24 protein-coding genes are annotated in these 24023 nt (G+C 59.8%); 20 read left to right on the top strand and 4 right to left on the bottom strand.

Going from position 1 to position 24023, the window contains the following annotated elements:
- Nucleotides 1-220 precede the first annotated feature (220 nt).
- The 14 genes from B5M42_RS14955 to B5M42_RS14890 all read left to right on the top strand — a co-directional run bounded on the left by B5M42_RS14955 (nucleotide 221) and on the right by B5M42_RS14890 (nucleotide 14237).
- Nucleotides 221-1123: an ATP-binding protein gene (locus B5M42_RS14955; RefSeq protein ID WP_134749939.1), complete on the top strand. Its 903-nt coding sequence runs from the start codon at nucleotides 221-223 to the stop codon at nucleotides 1121-1123.
- A gap of 76 nt (nucleotides 1124-1199) precedes the next feature.
- Entirely contained in the window at nucleotides 1200-1916 is a 717-nt protein-coding gene (locus B5M42_RS14950) for a Na-translocating system protein MpsC family protein (protein ID WP_230632921.1), read from the top strand.
- Between the two features lie 182 nt (nucleotides 1917-2098).
- Nucleotides 2099-2704, top strand: a complete 606-nt coding sequence (locus tag B5M42_RS14945; RefSeq protein WP_134749937.1) for a TetR/AcrR family transcriptional regulator — start codon at nucleotides 2099-2101, stop codon at nucleotides 2702-2704.
- Nucleotides 2705-2717: 13 nt separating this feature from the next.
- Nucleotides 2718-3341: a DUF2306 domain-containing protein gene (locus B5M42_RS14940; protein ID WP_134749935.1), complete on the top strand. Its 624-nt coding sequence runs from the start codon at nucleotides 2718-2720 to the stop codon at nucleotides 3339-3341.
- 6 nt (nucleotides 3342-3347) lie between these two features.
- Complete coding sequence (locus B5M42_RS14935) at nucleotides 3348-3959, top strand: VC0807 family protein (RefSeq protein WP_134749933.1); 612 nt, start codon at nucleotides 3348-3350, stop codon at nucleotides 3957-3959.
- Nucleotides 3960-3985: 26 nt separating this feature from the next.
- The gene (locus tag B5M42_RS14930; protein WP_134749931.1) at nucleotides 3986-4486 is read left to right on the top strand and encodes a GNAT family N-acetyltransferase; all 501 of its coding nucleotides are present in this window, start codon (nucleotides 3986-3988) and stop codon (nucleotides 4484-4486) included.
- A 389-nt stretch (nucleotides 4487-4875) separates the two neighbouring features.
- Entirely contained in the window at nucleotides 4876-5082 is a 207-nt protein-coding gene (locus tag B5M42_RS14925; protein WP_134749929.1) for a cold-shock protein, read from the top strand.
- A gap of 185 nt (nucleotides 5083-5267) precedes the next feature.
- Nucleotides 5268-6431, top strand: coding sequence for a S8 family peptidase (locus tag B5M42_RS14920; RefSeq protein ID WP_134749927.1), 1164 nt, complete (start codon nucleotides 5268-5270; stop codon nucleotides 6429-6431).
- 5 nt (nucleotides 6432-6436) lie between these two features.
- On the top strand, nucleotides 6437-6835 hold the full coding sequence (locus tag B5M42_RS14915) for a hypothetical protein (protein WP_134749925.1): 399 nt from the start codon (nucleotides 6437-6439) through the stop codon (nucleotides 6833-6835).
- Between the two features lie 27 nt (nucleotides 6836-6862).
- Nucleotides 6863-7783, top strand: a complete 921-nt coding sequence (locus B5M42_RS14910; protein WP_134749923.1) for a phosphotransferase — start codon at nucleotides 6863-6865, stop codon at nucleotides 7781-7783.
- A 494-nt stretch (nucleotides 7784-8277) separates the two neighbouring features.
- On the top strand, nucleotides 8278-9810 hold the full coding sequence (locus B5M42_RS14905; protein WP_134749921.1) for a M23 family metallopeptidase: 1533 nt from the start codon (nucleotides 8278-8280) through the stop codon (nucleotides 9808-9810).
- 21 nt (nucleotides 9811-9831) lie between these two features.
- Nucleotides 9832-10221, top strand: a complete 390-nt coding sequence (locus B5M42_RS14900; protein WP_134749919.1) for a VOC family protein — start codon at nucleotides 9832-9834, stop codon at nucleotides 10219-10221.
- A gap of 133 nt (nucleotides 10222-10354) precedes the next feature.
- Nucleotides 10355-12220, top strand: coding sequence for a carboxypeptidase regulatory-like domain-containing protein (locus B5M42_RS14895; protein WP_167689630.1), 1866 nt, complete (start codon nucleotides 10355-10357; stop codon nucleotides 12218-12220).
- Between the two features lie 361 nt (nucleotides 12221-12581).
- Nucleotides 12582-14237: an ATP-binding protein gene (locus B5M42_RS14890; RefSeq protein ID WP_134749915.1), complete on the top strand. Its 1656-nt coding sequence runs from the start codon at nucleotides 12582-12584 to the stop codon at nucleotides 14235-14237.
- A gap of 170 nt (nucleotides 14238-14407) precedes the next feature.
- Here B5M42_RS14890 and B5M42_RS14885 read toward each other — a convergent pair whose 3' ends face one another.
- Nucleotides 14408-14893, bottom strand: coding sequence for a hypothetical protein (locus tag B5M42_RS14885; RefSeq protein WP_134749913.1), 486 nt, complete (start codon nucleotides 14891-14893; stop codon nucleotides 14408-14410).
- A 214-nt stretch (nucleotides 14894-15107) separates the two neighbouring features.
- On the opposite strand from B5M42_RS14885, the gene B5M42_RS14880 reads away from it, so the two are divergent.
- A complete protein-coding gene (locus tag B5M42_RS14880) occupies nucleotides 15108-15785 on the top strand; it encodes a response regulator transcription factor (protein WP_134749911.1) in 678 nt (225 codons plus the stop codon).
- The gene (locus tag B5M42_RS25370) at nucleotides 15782-17524 is read left to right on the top strand and encodes a HAMP domain-containing sensor histidine kinase (protein WP_268999210.1); all 1743 of its coding nucleotides are present in this window, start codon (nucleotides 15782-15784) and stop codon (nucleotides 17522-17524) included. Before B5M42_RS14880 ends, B5M42_RS25370 begins: the two co-directional genes overlap by 4 nt.
- 480 nt (nucleotides 17525-18004) lie before the next feature.
- Here B5M42_RS25370 and B5M42_RS14870 read toward each other — a convergent pair whose 3' ends face one another.
- Entirely contained in the window at nucleotides 18005-19078 is a 1074-nt protein-coding gene (locus B5M42_RS14870; protein WP_134749909.1) for a M42 family metallopeptidase, read from the bottom strand.
- A 233-nt stretch (nucleotides 19079-19311) separates the two neighbouring features.
- Between B5M42_RS14870 and B5M42_RS14865 the strand changes: the two genes are divergently transcribed.
- The 4 genes from B5M42_RS14865 (at nucleotide 19312) to B5M42_RS14850 (ending at nucleotide 23079) form a co-directional block, all read left to right on the top strand.
- Nucleotides 19312-19740, top strand: a complete 429-nt coding sequence (locus B5M42_RS14865; protein ID WP_134749908.1) for a DUF3995 domain-containing protein — start codon at nucleotides 19312-19314, stop codon at nucleotides 19738-19740.
- Nucleotides 19741-20074: 334 nt separating this feature from the next.
- Nucleotides 20075-20800 (top strand): MBL fold metallo-hydrolase, encoded by a 726-nt coding sequence (locus tag B5M42_RS14860; RefSeq protein ID WP_134749906.1) that lies wholly within the window; start codon nucleotides 20075-20077, stop codon nucleotides 20798-20800.
- Between the two features lie 591 nt (nucleotides 20801-21391).
- Entirely contained in the window at nucleotides 21392-22477 is a 1086-nt protein-coding gene (locus tag B5M42_RS14855; RefSeq protein ID WP_134749902.1) for a hypothetical protein, read from the top strand.
- A 32-nt stretch (nucleotides 22478-22509) separates the two neighbouring features.
- Nucleotides 22510-23079: a TetR/AcrR family transcriptional regulator gene (locus tag B5M42_RS14850; RefSeq protein WP_134749900.1), complete on the top strand. Its 570-nt coding sequence runs from the start codon at nucleotides 22510-22512 to the stop codon at nucleotides 23077-23079.
- Nucleotides 23080-23134: 55 nt separating this feature from the next.
- Here B5M42_RS14850 and B5M42_RS14845 read toward each other — a convergent pair whose 3' ends face one another.
- Both B5M42_RS14845 and B5M42_RS14840 read right to left on the bottom strand, forming a co-directional pair.
- Nucleotides 23135-23584, bottom strand: a complete 450-nt coding sequence (locus tag B5M42_RS14845) for a YdeI/OmpD-associated family protein (RefSeq protein WP_134749898.1) — start codon at nucleotides 23582-23584, stop codon at nucleotides 23135-23137.
- A gap of 53 nt (nucleotides 23585-23637) precedes the next feature.
- Complete coding sequence (locus B5M42_RS14840) at nucleotides 23638-24003, bottom strand: hypothetical protein (RefSeq protein WP_134749896.1); 366 nt, start codon at nucleotides 24001-24003, stop codon at nucleotides 23638-23640.
- Nucleotides 24004-24023: the final 20 nt, after the last annotated feature.

Genomic DNA, 24023 nt, shown 5'->3' with positions numbered 1-24023 from the left:
GCGATCCCTGCCCCTGTATCGGACAGGAGGCGAGGGCACAGAAACGTTGCCGGTTTTGGAAGAAGAATTAACCGCTTGATAGTTAATATGAATATGTCGGGTAAATGGGTAAATTTATTGCGCACCGCGATAAAAGTTACTTCATGGCCTAACTTTCTGTTTGTGGGAGAGTTAGGCTCTTTGGCGTTTCTTGAAATTAACGAATCAGGTGGATTTGTACATGGATAATAAGAGAAGAAAGCTGCCTTCGCTTGGGAAGGTATGTGCTGTCGCGGTTGCGGCGGCGGCGCTCCATCAAATGGCGTTATGGGTTCTGGGCGTTAGCATGCAGGTCTGGCTCTGGAGTCTGGGTTTCACTCTGCTGGCAGCCGGAGGCGTCGGGTATGGCTATGGCCGGGTCTTTGCGGCCTTCAGCCGCGCAGAAGCGCAGCTGGACAAAATGGTCGAGAGCTGGCGGGAGCTGGAGCAGTCGGAGAAGTTGACGATGGCCGGCACATTGGCTGCGGGCATTGCGCATGAAATCCGCAATCCGCTGACCAGCCTGCGGGGCTTTTTACAGCTGATGAGGCAGAGAGAACCCCAATATACGGAGATCATGTTGTCCGAGGTCGACCGCATTAATGAAATTGTAAGCGAGCTGCTGGAGCTTGCGCATCCGAAGGAGACGTTATTTGAGCTGCACGGGCTGCAGCCGATTTTGCAAAATGCGATTACGCTTCTGGATGCGCAGTCGAATCTCCACAACGTTCAGCTCACTGGTCGTTATGCGAAGGGGACCGAACGTCTGGTCGTATTAGGCAAGGAAAGCAAGCTGAAACAAGTGTTTATCAATTTAATCAAAAACGCCATCGAGGCTATGCCGGACGGAGGTCGAATCAGAATCTCGCTGGCGGCTTCAGACGCTTGGGCCTGTATCGAAATCGTCGACAGCGGTCTGGGGATTCCGCCCGAGCTATTGGAGCGGATCGGGCAGCCGTTTGTGACCACGAAAGAAAGAGGAAACGGGCTGGGTCTGGTTATTTGCAAACGCATCATTGAAGATCACCAGGGAACCATCGAATTCGCCAGCCCGCCGGAAGGCGGAACCGTCGTCACTGTGAAGCTGCCCATACAACGCACATAAGGGGGATATAAAGATTCTCCATGGCACATACTGATTGTCATATTAAGCGCTCTTATCAAGTTTAGAGGAGACGGCCATGGAAGAATCGAATCTGATGAACCAACAGGTCTTTCAATATCAACAGCTAATTGCGAGCTATACCGGCAAGCTGCTGCGCGATCATTTCGGCAAAGGGCCGGAATCGGTATTTGTGTCCATCGGACATACGTTTATCACCATTTATTTGCGAAATTTTCTTACTCCCTCCGAGAAAGTTTTGCTGGAGCAGGACCATGAAATGATTGTCGATCAAATGCGCGAAAAGCTCATGCAAATGATGCTGCCGGAAATTGCAAGCTATATCGAAATCGTGACCGGCGTCAAGCCGCGCGAATTTTATTGCGACTGGTCGCTCCATAACAAGACCGGGATGCTCGTTGGTCTGTGTCCGGAGCCGGTGCCGGACGCGCAACCTGTGAACGAGGCTTATACGGGGCGCGTCGAGCTGGAGCAAGAGATCAGCCGCATCAGCTATCAGGCGCAAAAAACGCCGGAGGAAATCTATTCCTGTGAGCTGAATTCGCGGACGCTGCTGGTGGTGCGCAGCGGACTGCTCGTGCGGATTGAGAAGGAGTTGATCCGACTCGGACACGGCGAGCTGCTCAAGGGCGTCAAACGGAATCTGGAAAAAAGCTATTTTCATAACAATAGCAGCTTTGAGCGGATTCTCGGCAAGCGGGTCATCGACTGTTTCGTAGACTGGAACTATGAACAGGATAAAAGTGTGATGCTGCTCGTCTCCTCCGCGAAATAACGGGGTGCGGCGGGGAGCTGTAACGGCCGGGGCACCGTGAGGTGTCCTTTTTTGCTTGGGACAGGAAATGTTTTGCAAAAAAAACGGCTTTGCCTATTGACAGACCGACCGACGGTCTGTATGATAAAAACATGAACAAACCGACCGACGGTTTGTAATCGAAAGCAAGGAGGAACCCGAGCATGACTGATGCCGACAAGCAGCTGCAAGCGCCAAGCGCGACGCTGCAGTTGCTGCTGGATACGACCGAACAGCTCATCCGCGAGAAGGGCTGCCGCAACACCACCTTGCAGGACATCATGGAGCGGACCCATCTGTCCAAAGGAGCCATTTATCATTATGTAACGGGCAAGGACGAATTGTTCGGGATGATTTTGCGGGCGAAGATGAACGCAACGAACGAGCGCTTCAATGAGGTGGTTGGCGAGGTACAAGGGCCTGACCCGACGCTCCCGATTCAGATGATCGCCGGAAGTATCGATAACAGCTCGGGCGGGCAGGATGTGACGGGCAAGATTTTCATGTACCTGTTGAGCCAGAACGATAACCCCAAGGTGGCGGCGATTCTCAAGAACGGTTATGTGTTCTCGCAGCGTACGGCTGCCGACTGGATTCGCGTCGGACAGCAGGCAGGGGCGATTCCGCAAGAGGTGGACGCCGAGAAGATGGCTTCGATCTTCATGGTGTTTGCTTACGGCTTACGCGTGCAAAATCTGATTGTAGCAGACGACGCCGGCAGGCTGGAGCTCAAGGATATTTTCCAGGTGCTGCTGCGTTCGCTTAGCTAGGAGGCCGGCTGAGATGCGAAAATTCGGTATCGGCCTCATCACCGCGCTGGCGTTTGTGGTAGCGGCTTACGCAATCGTCCAATACGGCTTCTTCCATCCAAAGTATGCCGGCCTTGTGCAAGAGAAGCTGCGAAAGCCCGATTTTCATTTAACGCCGTGGGTGTACGTACTATACGCGCATATCGCAACGGCCTGTCTGGCAATCGTGATCGGCCCGTTCCAGCTGTTCCGCAAGCAGCGCAGCGCCGCGGCGCGCCGCAGGCATCGAATGTTGGGCATCATCTACGTCGCGTCGATTATGCTCAGCAGTCTGGTCAGCGTCTACTTGTCGCTTTATGCGACGGGTGGCTGGGTGGCTGGGGTGGGATTTTTCACCCTCGACCTGCTTTGGGCGGCTAGCACGCTGATGGGCGTAATCCGCATCATCCAAGGCAAAGCTGACGCTCACCGCCGCTGGATGCTTCGCAGCTATGCCTTGACGTTGGCCGCGGTTGGTCTGAGATTGTATCTCTTTCCGCTCGTGCTGCTGTTTGACGGCGATTTCGAAGCGGCCTACCGCGTAGTCGCCTGGCTGTGCTGGATACCGAATCTGGCCATAGCCGAAATCTGGATTCGAAGACAACGAAAAGGAGAGTAGCCAACTATGTCTACCCGTAATTATGTGATTTTCACGCTTTTGATTAACGGTCTGGCGCCGTGGGGAATTTATGAGCTGCTGAATAACTATATGAGCGGCGTCGCTGCGCTGTCGATCGCCACGCTGGTGCCGCTGGTCGACAATGTGGTCCATTTTGCCAAGCATCGCAAGCTTGACGCCTTTGGCAGCCTCATGCTGTTTACGCTGGTGCTGACGCTCGTGCTGGTTTCGCTGGGCGGCAGCGAAAAGATCCTGCTCGTTCGTGAATCGCTCATCACGGGCGCCGTCGGTCTGATCTTTCTCGGCTCGCTGCTGCTCAAGCGTCCGCTGATCTTTCATCTGGCGCTGCGCTTTATGAAAATTGAAGGCTTTGCCGACAACTGGAGCATCGCTTATTTCCGCTTCGTCATGCGGCTGATGACGTTCGTATGGGGCCTGATGCTGGTTCTGGAAGCTGGCGTGCGCGTCGTGCTCGTATTCGAGCTGACCACGTCGCAATTCCTGGCGCTGTCGAACTTTGTCCTGTACGGTTTTATCGGCGCTGCGCTGCTGTGGACGGTGATATACCGCCGCAAGTCGTCCCGCCGTCTTCTGGAGATCAAAAGCCAACTCCAATAAACGGTGCGTGAAAGGAGCGTATTAACATGGACATTCAGCGATTGACCCCGGATATGAAAAAAAGCGTTCTTGCGCTCTACACGGAGGTGGCCCGCCGGCTGCGGGCCGACGGCATCGAGCAGTGGGACTGGATGTACCCGAACCGCTTTGTCATCGGCAGCGATCTGAAGTCCGGCACGCTGTACGGCGTTGTGGAGAACGGCGTCGTCATTGCCGCGGTGGTGGTGGACCGCAAGATGAGCGGAGCCTACAGCAAGCTGGAGTGGGCCGACCGCAGCGGCCGGCCCGCATGTATCCACCGGCTGGCCGTCCACCCGCAGCATCAGGGTAAGGGCTTGGGCAAGCTGCTGCTTGGCTTTGCGGAACAGCGCGCCCGCAGCGAGGGCTGCACGAGCATCCGGCTCGACGTATTCTCGGAGAACGAGACGGCGCTGGGCATGTACAGCAGGGCCGGGTACAAGCCGACGGGTACGGTGCGGTTCCCGCTGCGCAAGGCGCCCTTCCGCTGCTTTGAGAAAGCGCTGTGAGCAATGGCTCCTCGGCAATGGGGGCGCTTGCGCGAAGGAGGCAGCAGGTCCGGCTGTGTGGAACGGCCGGCTGGCTGCAGCACAATGAAGGGCGACGATTGCTGCGGCTTTGGCGATGTTAGCGCTGCCATTTTGCCGCGCCGTTGCGCGTTTTCTCGGCTCCGTGACGTTGAAAATTGTGCGCTAATGCGTATGGGGAGCGGGCGGAGCGGCTTTTTCCCATTTGCGTTTTGTAAAAGTCTGTGATAGAGTGGAGATAATTGATAAAGTGGTTAAAGAAATGCGCCTATTGACAAGAGCGCCATATAGGAATGGTACTTTTTTCAATATGTGAATTTTTTATCCATGAAAAAGGAACATGTTAATTTAATTTTCGGAGGTAACTTCAAATGGCAAAACAAGAAGGTACTGTAAAATGGTTTAACGCTGAGAAAGGCTTCGGCTTCATCACTGTAGACGGCGGCCCGGACGTATTCGTTCACTTCAGCGCAATTCAAGGCGACGGCTTCAAAACTCTTGACGAAGGTCAAGCGGTTGAATTTGAAGTTGTTCAAGGCCAACGCGGCCCACAAGCCGACAAAGTTGTAAAATTGTAATTTTACAGCACGAAAGCAGCTGCTCCCGATTCATCGGGGGCGGCTTTTTCTATTTTATAGCGCTTTTCGCGGGACGTGTACCTGTTTTGACAACGCGAAGGACAGGCATACAAGCGGGAGCGAGCTCCGGCTCATAGCATGCAGAGAACCATCAAAATCTGCTGTATGAGGAGGAGGAATCACAGATGTTAGGGTTGGTCATCGGCGTGCTGGTGCTCATTAAAGTGATTGCCTTTCTGCTGCTCTATGGGTATCACGAAGCCAGAGAGGATAGGCGCTGGTCGCCTCATGTGCCGAACCAACTGCTGGTGAAGTTCAGAGATGAGGTGGACGAGCAGCGGCGCAAGGAGATTGTCGGCAAGGCGCGCTGCGAGGTGCTGCGCAGCTACGATGTGCTGGGGACGCATCTGATTCGCTCCAAGCGGAAAATGCGGCGGATGCTCAAGCATTATCAGCAGCTTTATGAAGTCGAATACGCGGAGCCAAACTATGTGTTTCAGTCGTCGTACAAGCCAAACGATCCGTATTTTGAGACGTATCAATACGGACTCAAGCAGGTGAATGCGCCAGCGGCGTGGGATGTGACGCAAGGAGCGCCGATGGTCCGGGTTGCCGTCGTCGATACCGGTGTGCAGCTGGGACACCGCGATCTGGAGGGGAAGCTTGCGCCCGGCCGCGATTTTGTCGGCGGGGACGATGCTCCCGAAGACAGTAACGGCCACGGCACGCACGTAGCGGGCATTGCCGCTGCTGCCACCAACAACGCGCTGGGCGTCAGCGGCATGGCCCCGCTGGCGACGATTATGCCTGTGCGCGTGCTCGACGCCTCCGGCAGCGGCACGCTGGAGCAGGTGGCGCAGGGAGTCGTCTACGCCGCGCAGCAGGGGGCTCAGGTTATCAACCTGAGCTTGGGCGCGCCGGCGACGTCGACCACGCTGCGGAATGCCGTGCGCTTCGCCTGGAGCCAGGGAGCGGTGCTGGTCGCGGCTGCGGGCAACGAGGGCTCGTCGGCGCCGAGCTACCCGGCGAATTACGACGAGGTGATTGCAGTGGCGTCTACGAATGCGCAGGACGTGAAGTCGGTTTTTTCCAACTTCGGTCCGTGGGTGGACGTGGCTGCGCCGGGGGAAGCGATTTTCTCGACGTACCTGGGCAGCTCTTACGCCTATCTGAGCGGAACCTCAATGGCCGCGCCGCTCGTGTCGGGGCTGGCGGCGCTGCTGGCTGCTCAAGGTCGGACAAATGCGCAAATCCGCAGTGCCATCCTCGGCAGCGCCGATCCGATTCTGGGGACGGGAACCTACTGGCGATACGGCCGCGTCAACGCCGAACGCGCAGTTAAAACCTAGGCGGGTTGAAAGGAACAGTCCGGCAGGTCCGGCTTGCTGCCGGACAGCCAACGCCGTCGGCAGCCCGCGTCGCGAGCCGGGGGCTGTACGAGATGGAGCCGCTGAACCACGGCGAACGCGCAGACGAGCAGATCGGGTGCGCCAGCGTACAAGAGATCGATAAAGAGGCGCGATTTCCAGAGTGCGATGCTGAACGTAAGATGGCTGACGAAAAGAGAAACGTGGGACAGACGATAGACAGCAGGGTTATGTTTGGCTGCACGCCGACACGGCGCGCGGCTGTACAAGGTCGGCCGGCATTGCCGGTGCGGCTTTTTTTTGCTCGTTATCGCTGTCAGGAGAGGAATTGGCCGGGCAGATGGGGAATGTTTGTCAAGCATATGTTTATGGCCGAGGCGCGATGAACGGCAGCATGGATAAGGAGTGGTGGTATGTCGGTTTGGCATCCGGAACGGGTGGTGACGGAGGAAGAAGCCGCGGAGTTGATTGAACGGCAGTTTCCGCAGCTGGCCCCGGTGACTGCGATTGCGGCCGGAGAGGGCTTTGACAACACCGCTTATCGGGTGAATGGCGCGTATGTGTTTCGCTTTCCGCGGCGTGAGAGTGCTGTAGAGCTATTGCGCGCGGAGTGCGCCCTGCTGCCTGCGTTGGGAGCGCTGGAGCAGCCGCTGGCAATTCCGACGTCGCTGCTGCTGGGCGCGCCGGAGGAGCGGTATCCGTGGCCGTTTGCCGGGTATCGCTATGTGCCGGGGCGGCCGCCGCGCGTGGGCAACGACGAGGGCCGGCGGAGGTCGGTGGAGCGGCTGGCGGCGTTTTTGCGGGCGCTGCACGCGTACCCGGCAGAATCGGCCAAGCGGCTGGGCGTACCGGGGAGCGACCCGGTCGGTCGATTTGTGATGCCGGCGGCGCTGGAGCGGCTGCAGGCGAGAGAGGAAGAGGCCGCAGCGCTGGGGCTGTGGCACGGCGGTGAGGCGCTGGAAAGCCTGATCGCGGGACTGGACGGGGTGAACGTCCGCTCATACCGGGAAACGCTGCTGCACGGCGATTTGCATCTTCGCAATGTGTTGGAGGATGAGCAGGGCGAGCTGAATGGGGTGATCGATTGGGGCGATGCGCACATCGGTCATCCGGCGCTGGATCTGGCGATCGCGTACAGCTATGTGCCGGTGAGCGAGCGGGAGCGGTTTTTTTGCCTGTACGGTGCTGTGGATGCGGATACCCGCAAGTTAGCCCGATTTCGCGCGGTATTTACGTTGGTCGTGCTGCTGCTCTATGGACATGACCGGGGCGATGACGAGCTAGCGGCGGTTTCCAGAGAGGGTTTGGCGAGGGCGCTTGCCGGACCGCTTTGAGGGGCTGTCTGGAAGGACCGCTTGGAGAGGCTGCTTTGCCGGTTGGAGCTAATGGGCGCCTGAGTGAGCTTGTGGTCAAGCGTTGGGGCCGGGCCTGACGACAGTTGCCGTGCGGTCGGTCCGCACCGGGCTGCGGACAGTCGCGCGGTGCGGAAAGGGCTGCGCCAATGAAGAGGATGCTAAGCGGAAGGCAACGTGCAGGTGAAGTGGAGGCGTTGCGAAGGCAAAGCCGGACAAGCCGGAGGCAGGGTGAAGGTGATGTGAACGCGTGGTGAAGGCGTCGTGAGGACGGGGATGGGAACTTTTTTGCCGTCAAGCTCGTCTTTTCATATGAGCGAATCCGTTGGCGAGATGGCTTGCCGGGTTGCTTGAAGACAGGTGCAGCCAAGTAGGCTTAAATGGCGTATACACGAATATATATAAACAAGAGTGTGGAGATAAAGGCAAGGGATGGACAAGCTGGCGTTCGGGGCGCCGTTGGGAGGGATGAGAGGATGGATGCACGATCGCGCAGCCGCAGTAATCGCGGCCCGCTCAGCAGGCTGCGCAGCGGCCGTTATTGGCTTGGGGTGAGCGTGGCCAGCTTTGCAGCCGCTGCAATCATTACTGTGGGCTGCGGGCTATGGCTCCAGCGGACCGATGCACCCGCAGCGGGGCCGCCGACCGCGTCCGCGCAACCGTCGGCGCAGCCAAAAGCGGCCGGGCCCCCCAGCCTGCTGGATTTTCACATGCAGGATCTGGATCGGGGCTGGGCCCGGTATTCCGACGGTGTGCGCGTAACCGTCGACGGCGGCGCGCATTGGAGCGCGGGCGAAGCCGCGAGCGAGAGCGTGGACGGAGCCGGAGGCGCGAATGCGGGCGAAGCCGGGAGCGAGAGCGCGGGCGGAGCCGGGAGCGAGAGCGTGGGCGAAGCCTCGTCGCCGAGCGCGGACGAGCTCGCCCGCACCGCGGCCCTCGGCTTCGGGCCGCCCGCCCCAGGAACTGCCCCTGCAGCTATCGACCGGGAGGGCCGGTCGTATGCCGTGCGGCAGTTCCAGGGGCTCACCGACCGCGTCGCTTGGGCGCGGTCGGTGCCAAGCGGCGCGCCGGACAGCGCCGCCGTGCTGCTGGTGACCACGGATGGCGGTCACCACTGGCTGGACCCGGCCTCGCCGGAGGCGGCCGGGGGACTCGCGCTGGAGCGGGAGCGTCAGCGCGGTATTGTCCGGGAAGCGGCGTTGTACGCTTCCCCGGAGGCAGCCCGGCGCGCGATGCAAAGCGCCTGGACGCTGCTGCCGGACACGGCGTCGCCCGGGGACGCCGTGCTGGTGCGCAGCAGCGCGGCCGGCGAGGTCGCGTGGCAGGGCAAAACCTACAAGCTGCAGCCCTTCGGCGCAGGCTTCTACGTCTATTTGCCGATGTCGATGCAGGCCAAGCCCGGCACGTATACGATCGGCGGGGCCAAGCTGACAGTCAAGGCCAAAACCTTCGACACCCAGCGCATCCAAGTCACCGAGCAAATGGAGAGCATGCGGCAGGAAACGGAGCGCATCCAAGCCGATCAGCGCAAAATCGACGCGGCACGCAGCCGCTCCGAGCCGGTCTTCCTGTTTACCGGCCCGTTTATGCAGCCGATCGAAGGCATTCTGACGACCCCGTTCGGCTTTACCCGGTACGTCAACGGCAAATACGACAGCACGCATCAAGCGATTGATCTGGCCGCCGACGAGGGTACGCCGGTCAAGGCGACGAACGACGGTGTCGTGGCGTTGGCCGAGAGCTTGTACCTGACGGGCAATTCCGTCTATATTGATCACGGAATGAGCTTGTTTTCCCAATACATTCACATGTCCAAGCTGTTGGTCAAGGCTGGCGACAAGGTCAAGCGCGGCGATGTGATCGGGTTGGTCGGAACGACCGGCTTTTCCACCGGACCGCATTTGCATTTTACCTTCTGGGCGCATAATGTGCCTGTGAATCCAAATTTGTTTTTCAACACGCAGCCGCTTCAATGGTCTGCGCCGGACGCGCAGGAAGCGAGCCGATAACATGACGGGAGGATGGATCGTATGAGCAAGCTATACCCCTACATTTACTGTGAGGACGCCAGAAAACAGGCGGCATTCTACGCCGAAGCGCTGGGAGGAGCGATCGAAAGCGTACAGACGTATGAGGCTTTTCCGGGAGCGAATAACCCGAACGGCGTGCTGCATCTGGTGCTTCAAGCGGCCGGTCAGACCTTTTATATGGCAGATGCCGAGACCGTGCGGCGCGGCAATGGCATGGACCTGGTGCTCGAGTTTGCTACGGAGGAGGAGGCGGCGCAGGCGTTTGGGCGTTTGTCCGAAGGCGGATCGGTCATCATGAAATTCGAACGCATGTTCTGGGGTGCGATGTTTGGGCGTTTGATCGATCCGTTTGGCGTGCGTTGGCAAATTTCCGCGGAACCGAGCGTGTGATCAAGAGCTTCGCTCCTTTCTCCCATTGAAAATCGGCGCATAAAGCTGCTGGTTTTGTATGAAACCTTACAGATTGCTGTTCCGTCTGTATGGTACAATTGGATATTGCAAGAACATAGGGAGAAGGGATGTTATGAAAAAAAGAGTCCAGCCAAAAGCCGCATGGCTGCTGGCTGCAAGCATATGTGCAAGCCTGTGGACGGCAGGCGGCAGTGCCGGCGCCGTTGTGATCACAGGGCCGGTCATCGTCAGCCCGCTGCTGCCGCAGGTCACGCACGATAGCGAGCCGCAGGTGCGGGTAGCGGCCCCGGCCGGCAGCATGGTGACGGTCTATGAGGGCGCCACGGTGCTGGGCAGCGGAACGAGCGACGGCGAACATCCGCTGACGATTGCGCTGCAGCATCTGAACGACGGCGTACACAATCTGGTGGCCAAAATGACGATCAACGGCGAAGATGCCGGCCAAACGGCATTTCCTGCGCTGATCGTCGACGCCGATGCGCCGTTCACCATCGTCGATGCCACCGCGCTGACCACGCAGCTGGAGATGCAAAGCTGGGATTTTTCCAGCGCTTACGCCGGTGAAGACCCTGGCACGCCGCTCATTTACCGCAACGCGAAGTTTTTGCTGCGGCAGATCGAGCCGCTGAAGGTCATTGCGCCGATACTCCCGTTCGGCGTGCAGCCGGGCTCCGTGCCGGGATCGGCAAAAGTCGTCACCGATCAAAGCCGTCTGTATTACGTCGCGTCAAGCTCGCCGCTTCCTACGCCGGAAATGCGTTCGGCGCTGCCGGCCGGAGCGGTGTCCTACACAGCGGGCGGTGATATTGAGGGCTTGGACCCGATTCAGGTCAAGTATCTGGGCCTTTACGCTGTCAACAGCAGCGGCCAGGTCGTAGCTTTCTCGGCGGTCGAGCTGTCGCCGCAGCAAATCGCCGGCAGCATCTACGGTCGGGTGCGCGATGACCTCGACAACGGAGCGGTATCCGGCATGACGCTGCGCTTCCGCGCCGGAGCCGACAATCATGACGGGGACGTGCTGGCTGAAGCGGTGACGGACGGCGACGGCGTGTACAGCATTTCGTTGCCGGCCGGGACGTATACCGTTGAGATGAGCAAGCTCGGCTATGTGTCCTCTTTTGTCACCAGGAGTCTGGTGTTCAGCGAAGAACCGCAGGAAAGCAATCAACTGATCGCGGTCCGGGCGCCGGAAGGCGAAGATACCCGCATTGTACTGACGTGGGGCTCCACGCCGCGGGATCTGGATTCGCATCTGATCGGCCCGACGCCGGACGACGGAAGCTTCCACATCTACTACGGCCACAAGCAATATGACTACCAAGGCGCGAACTACGCGACGCTGGATCTGGACGATACGTCGGGCGAAGGTCCGGAAACGACGACGCTGGCGTCGGTGACGCAGCAGGTTTACGGCACGTACACCTTTTACGTCAAAAATTATTCCTTTGAAGAGCGTCTGGCCGCGTCGGGCGCCAAGGTTGAGGTCTATCAGGGCTCGGCGGTGACTCCGACTTATGTATTTAACGTACCGGCTTCGGCGGGCAACGAGCGTTACTGGCATGTGTTCGATCTGAATGTCAGTCCGTCCGGCAGTCAAGTGATCACGCGCAACGAGCTGGTGGACAGCGAGCCGCAGTTTGTACCGGGCTCGATGGGCGTCGGAGCCGACAGCATGACAGCGCTCAGCAGCTTGAGCGGCGCCACGCCGGACGGCGTCACGGTGGAGCTGGCCGACAATGATACGCAGGGCTTGACGGTCGATGATTTTTCCGTCACAGCAAGCATCTACAACAGCGTTTCGGAGGAGACGGTCGACTACAAGCTGACGGGCTTGGCGTACAACCCGGCTACCCGCCGTCTGACGTTCGACACGATTCCGGTCGGAATGAACGATACCGTGACCCTTCAAGTGCAGCCGTCGGCTTCCTCGCAGCATGTGGAAAGCGGTCGGGTCGATACGCAATTGCCGCCTGGATAAATCGGGCGGCAGGAAGCAAGGAACGGGTAACCGGGAACAACGAGCAAGCTACGAATAACCAGCAATCAGGAAACAATGAACGAGCAACCGCCAAGCCTCAGGACCGCGAAGATAGCGCGGGCTTTCGCAACGGAACCGCATTGCTTCCAAGCTTCAAGCCTCGTATGGCCGAAGATTCGTCTTCGGGCATGCGGGGCTTTTCTGTTACATTCATCGCATTGCCCTTGCAGGGAGTCTGTCCGAACGGGGATGGAGCGCGGCTAATGGGCTCCCTCTTTTTTACAGCGGTGCAAGGAAGCGGGCCTGATGCGTCGAATATAAAGGAGTTTGGAAAAGCTGTACCAAGGACAGGAGTGCTGTCATGAGGTTTTTAAATAAAAGAGGGGCCACCACCCTGTTTTTGATTGTATTTCCGCTGGCCGGAGCCGTGCTGATGTACAAGGAGGGGGCTACGCCCCTTTTTCTGGTCGGCATGGCGTTGGCTTGGCTGCCTGCTTTCGCTGTCTGGTGGGCTGCGATGCGGAAGGCGACTGCGTCTTCGGATCAGCGGAAGCAGCTGATGACCTGGATGGTGGCGCAGACGCCGGGCGGATTTATGTGTATTGACGAGCACGGCTGCTTGACGTTTTTCAACGAAAGCGCCTTGCGTATTTTGAAGCTGACCGGGCTGGATCGGGAGGAGCTGCAGGGCTGTAACGTGCGGCAGCTGCTGAAGCGCATCGGAGTGAGGGAAGAAGATAGCGCGCTCTTGCATGCCCTGGAGTCGGGTAAGGTCTACACGAAGGAGCTTCTTTACGTTCAGGAGGTGCCGATCGTGTTCGACACGGCGCCAATCCTACACCCGCGTACGGGGCGGATCGTCGGGGCAACGGCTTATTTTCAGGAAATTACGGAGGAGCGGGCCATGGCCAGTCAGCTGGAGGAGCTGACCGTCAAAGCGGTGCAGAGCGCCGAACGTCTGCAAATGCTGCTGGACTGCTTGCCGCTGCCGGTGCTGGTGGTGGATCGCAACGGGGCCATGACGCATTGCAATAAGGAAATGTCCGCTTATTTTCCCGAATATACCCGTGACGAGCTGGAAAGCGGGCCGTTGTCGGGCATGTTGGGCGCTCGCGGGCTGCGGGAGGGCGAGCTGCACATCATGCGGGCGCTGCAGGGAGAGACGAGCAGGGCGGAGTATATCCGGTTTCGGGAGCGCTGCTTTTTGTGCTATGCCTATCCGTTAACGGAAGGCGGCGAAATTGTCGGCGCAGTGGGCATGTATCAGGATGTGACGGAAATCGAACGGCTGCGGCTGGAGCTGAATCAGCTGGAGCGGCTGCGACTGGTGGGGCAGATGGCTGCCAGCATCACGCACGAAATCCGCAATCCGATGGCGGTGATGCGGGGATTTATTCAATTGATCAGCGAGCGCTCGGACGGGACGTTTCAGCCTTATTTTCAGCTGATGCTGGAGGAGCTGGACCGCACGAATGAGATTATCAACGATTTTTTATCGCTGGCGCAAAATCGCGTGGTGGACATGCAGCAGCTGCAGCTTAACGTGCTGCTGGAGCGGCTGCTGCCGATCATTCAAGCCGACGCCAATCTGCGGGGGATGCAGGTCGAGATGCGCCTGACGCCGGACCTGCCTCTGCTGCTGCTCTGCGAAAAGGAGATCAAGCAGCTTGTGCTGAATTTGGCCCGCAACGGCCTGGAAGCGATGGAGAGTCGCGGCTGCACGCTGGTGCTGGCTACGGAGCTTGCGGGCGGGCAGGTTGCGCTCCGGGTGTCGGACGACGGCCCGGGCATTCCCGAGGAGCGGCTTGGGCGGATTTTCGAACCGTTTTATACGTCGAAGGAGCGGGGGACGGGCTTGGGGCTAGCGGTATGTCTGAGCATTATGCAGCGCCATGAGGGAAGAATGGAAGCGGATTCAAAAATAGGCGTCGGCACGACCTTCCGCGCGGTGTTCCCCGTGCTGGCGCAGCCTAAGGACGAACCGGAGCCCGAGCCGGCTTTGTGTTCGCAGGCCTAGCCGGGGTAGGGCAGGCTGGCGGCTGTGAGCCGCATGCCGGAACGGGGAAGAAGGAACGGACGGCCCGGTCCAGCGTGGCCCGGCGCAGTCCCACCCTTCCCGACATGATCCGGTCGGGCAACCGCCGCGCACCGGGAGACACGCGCTGGAGGAAAGCGGCTGAGCTGATCTCAGGGACCGATTTTCTGAATGACGGTTTGAATTTTTTGCAAGCGGATATACTCGTTTTGGGCCAGCTGTGGACGGAAGTAGGCGTACAGATTGGCGGCGTCAAGGAAGGGCAGCCCCGGGTAGCAGACGACCTCTTGAATCGCTTTCGGGTTGTCGATGATGATTTGCCATTCGCCGTCACGCTCGGCGGCAGAAATTTCTTCGAGCACGCTGCGCTTGTTGGCGCTCATTTCGAGCAGCTCGTCCCAGATTTTTTGCCAGGAGGGGCTGAATTCGGCGGGAACCGGGAACAGCTCTTGCGCTTGGGCAATCAGCTGCTCAATGCGCTCAAGCTCTCCGTCTTGTGCGGCTTTGATGGCAGCGGTAAAGCTATCGATAAAACGGCGAAAGCAGGAATGACCCTCCTGACGGATGCGCGTTGCAAGCTCTTGCCTTTCTTGTCCGGCCTCGGCCTGTTCAAAGAGGGAAAACGGGTTTTTCAGCATCAGCAACCACCCTTACACGTGATCTCGGCGCCGGAGCGGCCCGATTTCTTCCTAATTTAGCACAATTCCCATTTGAAAAAAAGTCGTTTATATTGAGTTTACAAATCCGGCGTATGCTGATAGCAAAGTGAGGCCGATCCGTAGGGCGGGAGCAGCGGTGCGGAACGGAGGAGGGCGGACCTCGGGATACGACGGACAAAAGGAGGCGGCAAGCATGACGACGATTCTGGTGGTGGACGACGATCCGCATATTCGCAAGCTGGTGCGGGTGCTGCTGCAAAACGAAGGGCTGGCGGTGCTGGAGGCCGAGGACGGCCGCGATGCGCTGCGGACGCTGGCGGCGGCTCCGGTCGAGCTGGTGGTGCTCGATATCATGATGCCGCATATGGACGGCTGGGAGCTGTGCCGCGAGCTGCGCGAGCAGTACGACCATTTGCCGCTGCTGATGCTGACGGCCAAAGGCGAGACGGCGCAGAAGGTTAAGGGCTTTGAGCTGGGTACGGACGATTATCTGGTCAAGCCGTTTGATCCGGCCGAGCTGGCGGTTCGCGTCAAAGCGCTGCTCAAGCGCTACCGGATTGCCGCGGCGCAGGAGGTGACGGCAGGCAAGGTGACGATGAACCGCAAGACGTTTGAGGTGCGGGCGGACGGGCAAAGCCTGACGATGCCGCTCAAAGAATTCGAGCTGCTGTACAAGCTGGCCAGCTATCCGGGCAAAACCTTTTCGCGCGACCAGCTGATCGAGCAGATTTGGGGCTACGATTACGAGGGCAACGAGCGCACGGTCGATGTCCACGTCAATCGGCTGCGCGAAAGGTTCTCCGAGGAGGAGAGCGGCTTTCGCATCAGCACGATTCGCGGGCTCGGCTATCGGCTGGAGGTGTTGGGATGAACGGCGGCGAAGGGAAGGACTCCAGCGGAGCGGGGAGCGAGGCGAGCCGGGGGCCGGCGGGAAGCGACGCGGAGCTTGGGCTTGGCGAGAGCGGTGTGGCGGCAGGCGGACGGCGTAGGGGCCGGGCTGACGATCGGACCGATGATCGGGCTGAGGATCGATCCGATGACCGGGCTGGCGGCATCGACCGGAACGCGGGAGCGGGGCTGGCGCGAAGCGGCGAAGCGCGGCAGGATCAAGGGCGTGAGGCGCAAGCGAGGGTGCGGGAGGATCAGGGCAAGACGGCTAACGGGCAAGCGAAGTCGGGGGACGTGAGCAAAAGGCGAAAGCTTGGATTCGCTCTGCTGCTGGTGATGTTATTCTGGATCGCGCTGTCGCTATGCTGGAGCCTTGCTTACATCGGAACGGGGCTGATGTTCGACCAGCGACCGCAGCGGGCGGCGGAGCAGCAAATGGCGGCTGATGTCAAAACCTTTCTGGGCAGCGGCCCCGCGACGCGCGAGCGAGCGGCCCAACTGCTGGAGCTGCTGGGGCAGGATTCGCCCAAGCGCTTTGTGCTCGCGGATGAGAGCGGTCCGTTGCTAGCTGTTGGCTCCATAGCGGGAAGCGGCGGCTCGTGGACGCCGCTGCATCAGGATATCCTGCGCGTGCTGAACGGTGCGGCTGTGCACAGCTTTGACCGCCCGTACTGGGTAGGGACCGGCACGGCATTCAGCGGCACGCGGGTTGTCATCAGCGGGCAGGCGTACGCGCTGTTCGTGATGGTGGAGACGCCGCCGCTCTGGCATGGGGTGGAGATTCAACTGATCGCCGGCTTCCTCGGGTTGCTGCTGATGTTCGGGCTGGCGTGGCTGAACGGAGCAAACCGCAGGCGCGTCGATCTGCTGTTCATGCTGACCGATGCGATGCGCCGCATGGCCAAGGGCGATTTTAACATCCTGCTGCCTGAGCCGGGACCGATGGGCGACGAACTCGGCGGTCTTGTGCAAGGTTTTAATGAAATGGCTGTGGAGCTGGGGCAGATGGAGAAGCTGCGTCAGGAGTTTATTTCCAACGTATCGCACGAGATTCAGTCGCCGCTGACGTCGATCCGCGGGTTTTCGCGGGCGTTGATGGACGACCGGCTCGATTCGCAGGAGCGGAAGCAATATTTGAGCATCATTGAAGCGGAAAGCGAGCGGCTGTCCAAAATCAGCGATAATCTGCTCAAGCTAAGCTCGCTGGAGTCGGCCCAGCCGCCGTTCGAGCCGCAGCGGTACCGGCTGGACAAGCAGCTGCGCAATCTGGTGCTGGCCTGCGAGCCGCAATGGGTAGCCAAGGAGCTGGAGCTGGATATTCAGCTGGAGGAAGGGAGCATTGCCGCCGACCAGGACCTGCTCAGCCAGGTATGGACGAATTTGCTTCATAACGGGATTAAATTTACGCCCTTGGGCGGGACATTGGGCGTACGGCTGACGTTTGCCGGTCCGTGGGCGAGGGTGGAGATTCGCGACACGGGCATCGGTATTGCCGAAGCGGATCAGGCGCGGATTTTCGAGCGCTTCTACAAAGCCGATACTGCGCGCAGCAGCTCGGGCGGCGGCAGCGGGCTCGGCCTGTCGATTGCCCACAAGATCGTCGGGCTGCACGGCGGTTCCATTAGCGTGGAAAGCTGGGTGGGCGAGGGCACGATTTTTACGGTGCTGCTGCCCATCGAAGCGGCGCTGCCGCCCGAAGCGGGCGAGGAACGGCCCGAATGACGGGGGCCGTAGAAGACCGGCGCTGGCCACGACGGGGCGTGGCGGCTGTTCGCGTCAAGAGGCAGGGCGCGGCGGTAGCAGATCGGCGGAGGGGCAGCACGGGTCTGACAGCCGCCGTACGGCCGACACCGCGCTCCGGGAGTCGTGCGCGGTGCGGAAGGTGTGGCAAACGCTTGCGGCCCGATGTGCGCAGAATGAGGTCTGTGCCGGACGCACAAGAGCGACAACATGCGGCTGCCCGTAATTCGGCCCGCGTTCTGTCCGAAAGTATCGCAGCGGGCAGAGCTGCTTACCGTCACGGGCAAGACGCTTCCTCACCCGTCGGACACAGGATTTCTTAGCCCCTACTGCAAAATACGCCTCCTGACCACTTTGATCGTGGATCTGGAGGCGTATTTACATGGAATTGCGGTTCTTTCTTGAGGGCATCCGACAAGCATCATTCGACTTGCGGACAGCATCCCTCCTGCCGATGGCGCGTCAGGCGTTGTCGCGAATCGTATTCAGCGTCGTGCGGTCGCTGGCCTGCACGAGCTTGATCAGCAGCTCTTTGGCGGCGGCGTAATCGTCGACATGGAGAATCGATGCTGCCGTATGAATGTAGCGGGCGCAGACGCCGATCACAGCCGACGGCACGCCGCTGCCGGTCAGATGGACCTGCCCGGCGTCCGTTCCGCCCGCGGAGATGAAATACTGATACGGGATGCGGTGCGTGTCCGCCATGTCCCGGATGAATTCGACCATTCCGCGATGCGTAATCATCGTCGGGTCGTACACCCGCAGCAGCGCGCCCCGGCCCAACTGGCCGAACGCGTTGCGGTCGCCGCCGGTATCGCCGGCGGCGCTGACATCGAGCGCGTAGAACAGGTCCGGCCGGATCAGCGCCGCGGCCGTCCGGGCGCCGCGCGCGCCGACTTCTTCCTGTACGGTGGCTCCGGCGTACAGGACATTCGGGAGCTTCACCGTGTGAAGCTCCTTGACCAGCTCAATCGCCAGGCCGACGCCGTAGCGATTGTCCCAGGCTTTGGCCAACACTTTCTTGGGGTTGGCCAAAGGGGTGAACGGGCAGACCGGCACAACCTGCTGCCCGATGTGTACGCCGATGGCCAGCGCTTCGGCGCGGTCGTCCGCGCCGATGTCGATGTACATCGACTTGAGCTCGAGCGGCCGGCTGCGCGCCGACTCGTCCAGCAGGTGCACCGGCGTCGTGCCGATGACGCCGGGCACCGGGCCGCGCGCGGTGATGATCTCCACCCGCTGCGCTGGCAGCACTTGGCTGAACCAGCCGCCCAGCGTCTGGAAGCGGATCAGCCCGTTGTCCGTGATGCCGGTCACCAGCAGCCCGACCTCATCCATATGTCCGGCCACCATGACCGTTGGCCCCTGCTCGTCGCCGCGCAGGACGGCAAACAGGCTGCCCAGCCCGTCCTGCACCAGCTCTTGCGTGTAGCGCTCCAGCTCGCTGCGGATGAAACGCCGCAGCTCCCGCTCAAAGCCGGGTGCAGCCGGCAGCTCCGTCAGATGGCGAAATAAAGCCAACGTCTCCTCATTCATCAACGTTCCCTCCGGTTTCCTCTGCGGACCGGCGCAGGTGTCTGACACGACAGCGAACGGTCACCTGCCAAGCAGTCCGCAAGTTTCACTTCATTGTAACACATCCGCTGCAAAACGCCTTGTAGGCCTTCCATTTCTTTCCTACAATGAATATAAAGGCTAAATAGAGGCCAAGCGAACCGCGCGATAAGGTGGTGCTCCGCTTGGGTTCGGCACGAAGGAGGAAGGATGACATGAGCTTGTGGGTGAGCGCAATTGCCGCGCTGCTGCTGTTGGCAGCGGGCGGTATGCATGTGTATTGGGCTTTCGGGGGGCAGGCGGGAGCCTCTGTGGTCATTCCGCGCAAGGAAGGCGAGTCCGCGCCTTTGTTCAAGCCGCGCAAGGCGGAGACGACGATCGTCGGTCTGGCCCTGTGGGCGATGGCGGGGGCGCTGCTCGCGCAAAGCGGCGCGCTGCCTTTTTACGAGCCGAGCCGCTTGACCAAGTGGGTGTGCCTGCTGTGCGCGCTGGTATTTGCCCTGCGTGCGATCGGTGATTTTCGCTACATGGGATTGATCAAAAAAATCAAAACGACGCGCTTCGCCTACTGGGACACCCGGCTGTTCACACCGCTTTGTCTGGTGTTGTCTCTGGCCTGCTGGTCGGTTTATTTCGGCTGGTAAGCGCCGGAAACCAGCGAGGCATTGGACTGCGCGAATCGAGCGGATACGTAGACGATGCGCGGTATTTCGCGGGTCTCCCGTCTTGCTGACAGCCGCCGTACGACCGGCACCGTACTCCGGGAGTCCGCGCGGTGCCGGCCGCAGGGTCGCGTCGCTCCGGCAGCGGCCTATGCGGCATGCTGACGCCTTCCGTAAGGCGGGCGTCTCACCGGAAGGCTAGGCGTGTCCTGCGCGTTGCACGGGATGCTTTTTAGTGGCGGCAAAAAAGCAGTTGCAAAAACTAATGATATTAGTTAATATACTAATTAAAATAGTTAAATCGGAGGCTGAAGAGATGAAAATGACAAAAAACGGTTTTTTGTATCAACTTGCTTTTATGCCGCGAGTGTTCCCGGTCAATTGCTATCTCGTTGAAGAAGAGCGCGAGCTGACGCTGATCGACGCCGCGCTGCCGTTCAGCGTGAAGGCGATCCTGCAAGCGGCTGAACGGATCGGCAAGCCGTTGACGCGGATTGCGCTTACGCACGCTCACGGCGACCATGTCGGCGCACTCGACGGGCTGAAGCAGGCGCTCCCGCAAGCAACCGTCTGCATATCGGCGCGCGACGCCAAGCTGCTGGCCGGCAGCCGGGAGCTGGAGCCGGGCGAACCAAGCGATCTGCCGATCAAGGGCGACGTTCCCAAATCGATCCGCACGCGTCCTGACGTACTGCTGCAGGATGGCGACCGGATCGGCTCGCTGCGCGTCGTTGCGGCTCCGGGCCATACGCCGGGCTCTGTAGCGTTTCTGGATGAGCGCAGCGGCGCGCTGATTGCCGGAGATGCGTTTCAGGTTCGCGGCGGCTTGGCGGTATCGGGTCTGATGAAGCCGTGGTTTCCGTTTCCGGCGATGGCCACCTGGAATAAGCATGCGGCATTGGTCAGCGCAGAACGCCTCTGCGCGCTGAAGCCCTCTTTGCTGGCTGTCGGGCACGGGCAGCTGCTGCCGGAGCCGTTGTCCCGACTGGAGCGGGCGCTGGCGGAGGCCGGCCGGGCATTCGGCACCGTGGACGGACAATAACGCCCATTTTGCCTAAAAATGGTTAAATATAACAAGGATAAGCATCCATCCTTCACCGCAGGGCATAACATGTTATCGTCAGCACTCATCAGGTGAAAGGGGATTTATCAGTATGACACAAGAAAACAATAACCAGCTTTCCTATCGTCCGGACGCTCAGCCTTCGGTTCAGCACGGGCATCATACACATCATTGGCACGGAGGCCACCATACGCACCATTGGCATAACTGGCACCCGCATCATCCGCACCACCCGTACCACCCGCATCATCCGCATCACTGGCATCCGCATCATCCGCATCACTGGCAGCATGACGGTCATCATGGGCACGGTCAGGGTTATGGCGCCCAGCAATAGTCTGAGGAGGAGCAGAAGACGCGTGAGCGGCGTGAGCGCGAGCCCAAGGGTTCAGACAACCGTCTTGCGACCGCGCTGCTCCGCTCCGAGAGCTGTATGCGGTGCGGAAGGTAAGGCACCTGATCCGAAGCCGAAGCCGTTGGAGCGGCGTCTGCAAGGGAACCTGTCAGACAGCTCGCTGTGGTCGTTCGTTAACCGCAGCGGGCTTGTTCCTTGTCGATAACAGAGGGAGGATGCCTATACAAGCCGATGAGCAGCTAAAGCTGAACAAGGCGGTGAAGCGGTGGGTGGATTTGCGGAGCTGTCAGGGGCAGCGGCTTCGCTGGTTTGTTGCCTGTGTAGACGCCGTTTTGCTGGGAGGGTACATATTTCGCGGAAGTCTGGAGCTGCTGTCTCCATCGGGCAGGCCGACCGGCAAGCCGGACGCGGCGAACGCCGTCCTGCGGCGCTGGACAATTGCCCGTCTGCCACGCGGCGGCGAGATGGATTTCTGTCCGGTGTTTGCTAACGTCAACTTTATTGGCGGTTACGTCAAGCTGTCGCAGCTGGCTGCGGCCGATCCGGGCATTCTGCGGGACCAGCTATTTTTTGAACAGTACGATTTGCGCTTTCATCCGGTGCTGCTGCTCGGCAATCCGCAGATTAGCCCCGAAGAGAAACGCAGACGCATGCAAATTGTCGAGCGGACCGAGCAGGCGTTATATCGCATCATGCTGGAGCGGGCAGCAGCGGCCAAGGCCGGTCTGACATTTCCAGTCGCCGCTCAGCCGGGAGCTCTGAACGCGGGCGATTTGCGGTATTTGTCGGCCAAGCAACTGGAGCTGTATCGTGAGTTTTTTTCCGATGGGCAGGGGGGAATCGACTTTGCGGGCGTGCAGCGGGCGTTCGAGCGCTTTGACAACGGCGAGCTGCAGGGCAATGCGTATCCGGGGGCGCTGCAGCCGGATTCGGCTTCCGATTTTTTATATGCGGAATTTGCGCTGCAAGCTATTTATAACGATATCGAGCCCCAGGTATGGAGCGAGCTGCTCAAAAGCTTTGTCAAAACGCAAGAAATCTACGTGGACGTCTACCGGCCTCCGGGCGTGAAGCAGCCCGATCTGGACGACTACGCCTTCACCCATTTTCGCAGTGAGCGACAGGTCGACCAACCGCATAAGGAGCGGCAGCGGCAGCGTTATGACCGGATGTCCCTGGGCGAGCTGGAAGCCGCGTACAGGCGGAATCTGGCGCGGGCGCAAAGCCCGGCAGCGGGTGGGGGGGAGGAAGCTGTTATCCCGCAGGAGAGTAGGCAAAACGAACCTTTTTCTTTACAATAGTGAAAATAGCACGCATGAGGGGGCTGCGCATCATGGCCAATCGACAAGGACTGGATAACGGAACGGTCCTGCAAGCAGCAATTGAACTCGCCGACCGCTTGGGCTTCGAGCAAGTTACGCTCGCGGCGCTGGCCGCCAAGCTGAACGTCAAAACGCCGTCCTTGTACAACCATATCAAAGGCCTGCCGGGACTGCGCAAGCAGATGGCTTTGCTCGGTCTGGCCAGACTGAAGGAGCAGATTATTCGCGCTGCGCTCGGCAAATCGGGGGAAGAGGCGCTGTTGGCCGCCGGCATGGCTTACGTGGCGTTTGTTCGCCAGCAGCCGGGCTTGTACGGAGCAGCGATGATTCTGACCGATCTGCACGTCGACCACGAGCTGCAGGAGGCTTCGGCCGAGCTGGTGGCGCTGATGCTTCAGCTGTTGAGCGATTTTAAATTTGCCGAAGAAGAAGCGCTGCACGTCGTTCGCGGCTTTCGCAGCATCGTGCACGGCTTCGCTTCGCTGGAGCTGCAGGGCGGCTTCCGCATGCCGCTGGAGCGCGATGAGAGCTTGCGGCACGTGCTCGACACGTATTTGCGCGGACTGCGGTCCCGAACCTGAATAAGCGCGAGGGCCCGGTGCTCCTCGCGCTTTTGCCGCTATGCGGCGCCATCGATCAGGGCAGCTGGCCCTCTTTCAGCAAAGCGACGGCTTTGTCGATGCGACGCTGCCGGGTCTCTGCGGTTTTGGCTCCTTCGATGTTGAGGACAACCCGGCGTTTGTTGCTGTAGGACAGCCCCGCCCAGAATTGGGCGGCGGCTTCTTCGCCGTTCAACGCGGCTTGGAAGTCATCGGGCGGCACCATTTCCCGTACTTGTGTATCCAGCTCAATGCCGACCTCGACCTCGTCCCCGGCGCTTACGCCGCAGCCTGCGCGATGTTCCGCGCTGAGCGGAATCATGAACCGGCCGCCCATCGTAGCGACGGTGGTGCGGTACGCGTACCCGTTAATGGTGACGGTAACGGCGGGCTTTTTACCCGAACCGAGCGCTTCGACGATATCGGGCGGCACCTCCAGGCCAGTGGCCGTTTTGCCGCTAAGCATAACCGTGGATTGAAATTGCATCGACGTTTCCTCCTTGCAGGCCGGACGGGCGGGAGGGCCCGGCGCTGCTGATTCTAGCTTTTTAAAAACTGTAAAGCATCTTCGTAATTATCCCAGTGGCTTTCCGTCGTATGCTCCGATTGCTTGGCCGTGCGGTTGAGCTGAATCTTGGTGATCGCTCCGGCGACAATAACGGCCGCCCGCCGCATCCCGCATTGCAGCAGCGCTTTTTGATGCTCAACCAGCTTGGCCTGCGATTCCGGCAGGAACGCTTTAACCGTGCGCATATCGACAATAACGTCAAAAACACCGCCCAGCTCGCGGGAAAATCCCTCAATTTGGCGGGTAATCCGGTCAAAATCATCCGGGGTAGCCTTTGGGTCCCAAACAATTTCTACAATCCGGTGCGGGCGGTCCACAATTTTTGTTGAAGATGTCATGATGCTTGCCCTCCTTTATT

The sequence above is a fragment of the Paenibacillus athensensis genome (assembly GCF_004514475.2).
Lineage (GTDB): Bacteria > Bacillota > Bacilli > Paenibacillales > NBRC-103111 > Paenibacillus_AL > Paenibacillus_AL athensensis.
The sequence above is the reverse complement of the archived record's forward strand: the minus strand, read 5'-3'. Positions and strand labels throughout refer to the sequence as shown.

Bases quoted from the DNA above. Each gene is read 5' to 3' on its own strand.
- B5M42_RS14885 (WP_134749913.1), bottom strand. From the start codon at position 14,893: ATGCTGAAAAACCCGTTTTCCCTCTTTGAACAGGCCGAGGCCGGACAA.
- B5M42_RS25370 (WP_268999210.1), top strand. From the start codon at position 15,782: ATGAACGGCGGCGAAGGGAAGGACTCCAGCGGAGCGGGGAGCGAGGCG.
- B5M42_RS14890 (WP_134749915.1), top strand. From the start codon at position 12,582: ATGAGGTTTTTAAATAAAAGAGGGGCCACCACCCTGTTTTTGATTGTA.
- B5M42_RS14950 (WP_230632921.1), top strand. From the start codon at position 1,200: ATGGAAGAATCGAATCTGATGAACCAACAGGTCTTTCAATATCAACAG.
- B5M42_RS14855 (WP_134749902.1), top strand. From the start codon at position 21,392: ATGCCTATACAAGCCGATGAGCAGCTAAAGCTGAACAAGGCGGTGAAG.
- B5M42_RS14910 (WP_134749923.1), top strand. From the start codon at position 6,863: ATGTCGGTTTGGCATCCGGAACGGGTGGTGACGGAGGAAGAAGCCGCG.
- B5M42_RS14940 (WP_134749935.1), top strand. From the start codon at position 2,718: ATGCGAAAATTCGGTATCGGCCTCATCACCGCGCTGGCGTTTGTGGTA.
- B5M42_RS14850 (WP_134749900.1), top strand. From the start codon at position 22,510: ATGGCCAATCGACAAGGACTGGATAACGGAACGGTCCTGCAAGCAGCA.
- B5M42_RS14920 (WP_134749927.1), top strand. From the start codon at position 5,268: ATGTTAGGGTTGGTCATCGGCGTGCTGGTGCTCATTAAAGTGATTGCC.
- B5M42_RS14860 (WP_134749906.1), top strand. From the start codon at position 20,075: ATGAAAATGACAAAAAACGGTTTTTTGTATCAACTTGCTTTTATGCCG.
- B5M42_RS14865 (WP_134749908.1), top strand. From the start codon at position 19,312: ATGAGCTTGTGGGTGAGCGCAATTGCCGCGCTGCTGCTGTTGGCAGCG.
- B5M42_RS14900 (WP_134749919.1), top strand. From the start codon at position 9,832: ATGAGCAAGCTATACCCCTACATTTACTGTGAGGACGCCAGAAAACAG.
- B5M42_RS14905 (WP_134749921.1), top strand. From the start codon at position 8,278: ATGGATGCACGATCGCGCAGCCGCAGTAATCGCGGCCCGCTCAGCAGG.
- B5M42_RS14880 (WP_134749911.1), top strand. From the start codon at position 15,108: ATGACGACGATTCTGGTGGTGGACGACGATCCGCATATTCGCAAGCTG.
- B5M42_RS14955 (WP_134749939.1), top strand. From the start codon at position 221: ATGGATAATAAGAGAAGAAAGCTGCCTTCGCTTGGGAAGGTATGTGCT.
- B5M42_RS14945 (WP_134749937.1), top strand. From the start codon at position 2,099: ATGACTGATGCCGACAAGCAGCTGCAAGCGCCAAGCGCGACGCTGCAG.
- B5M42_RS14930 (WP_134749931.1), top strand. From the start codon at position 3,986: ATGGACATTCAGCGATTGACCCCGGATATGAAAAAAAGCGTTCTTGCG.
- B5M42_RS14845 (WP_134749898.1), bottom strand. From the start codon at position 23,584: ATGCAATTTCAATCCACGGTTATGCTTAGCGGCAAAACGGCCACTGGC.
- B5M42_RS14925 (WP_134749929.1), top strand. From the start codon at position 4,876: ATGGCAAAACAAGAAGGTACTGTAAAATGGTTTAACGCTGAGAAAGGC.
- B5M42_RS14895 (WP_167689630.1), top strand. From the start codon at position 10,355: ATGAAAAAAAGAGTCCAGCCAAAAGCCGCATGGCTGCTGGCTGCAAGC.
- B5M42_RS14870 (WP_134749909.1), bottom strand. From the start codon at position 19,078: ATGAATGAGGAGACGTTGGCTTTATTTCGCCATCTGACGGAGCTGCCG.
- B5M42_RS14840 (WP_134749896.1), bottom strand. From the start codon at position 24,003: ATGACATCTTCAACAAAAATTGTGGACCGCCCGCACCGGATTGTAGAA.
- B5M42_RS14935 (WP_134749933.1), top strand. From the start codon at position 3,348: ATGTCTACCCGTAATTATGTGATTTTCACGCTTTTGATTAACGGTCTG.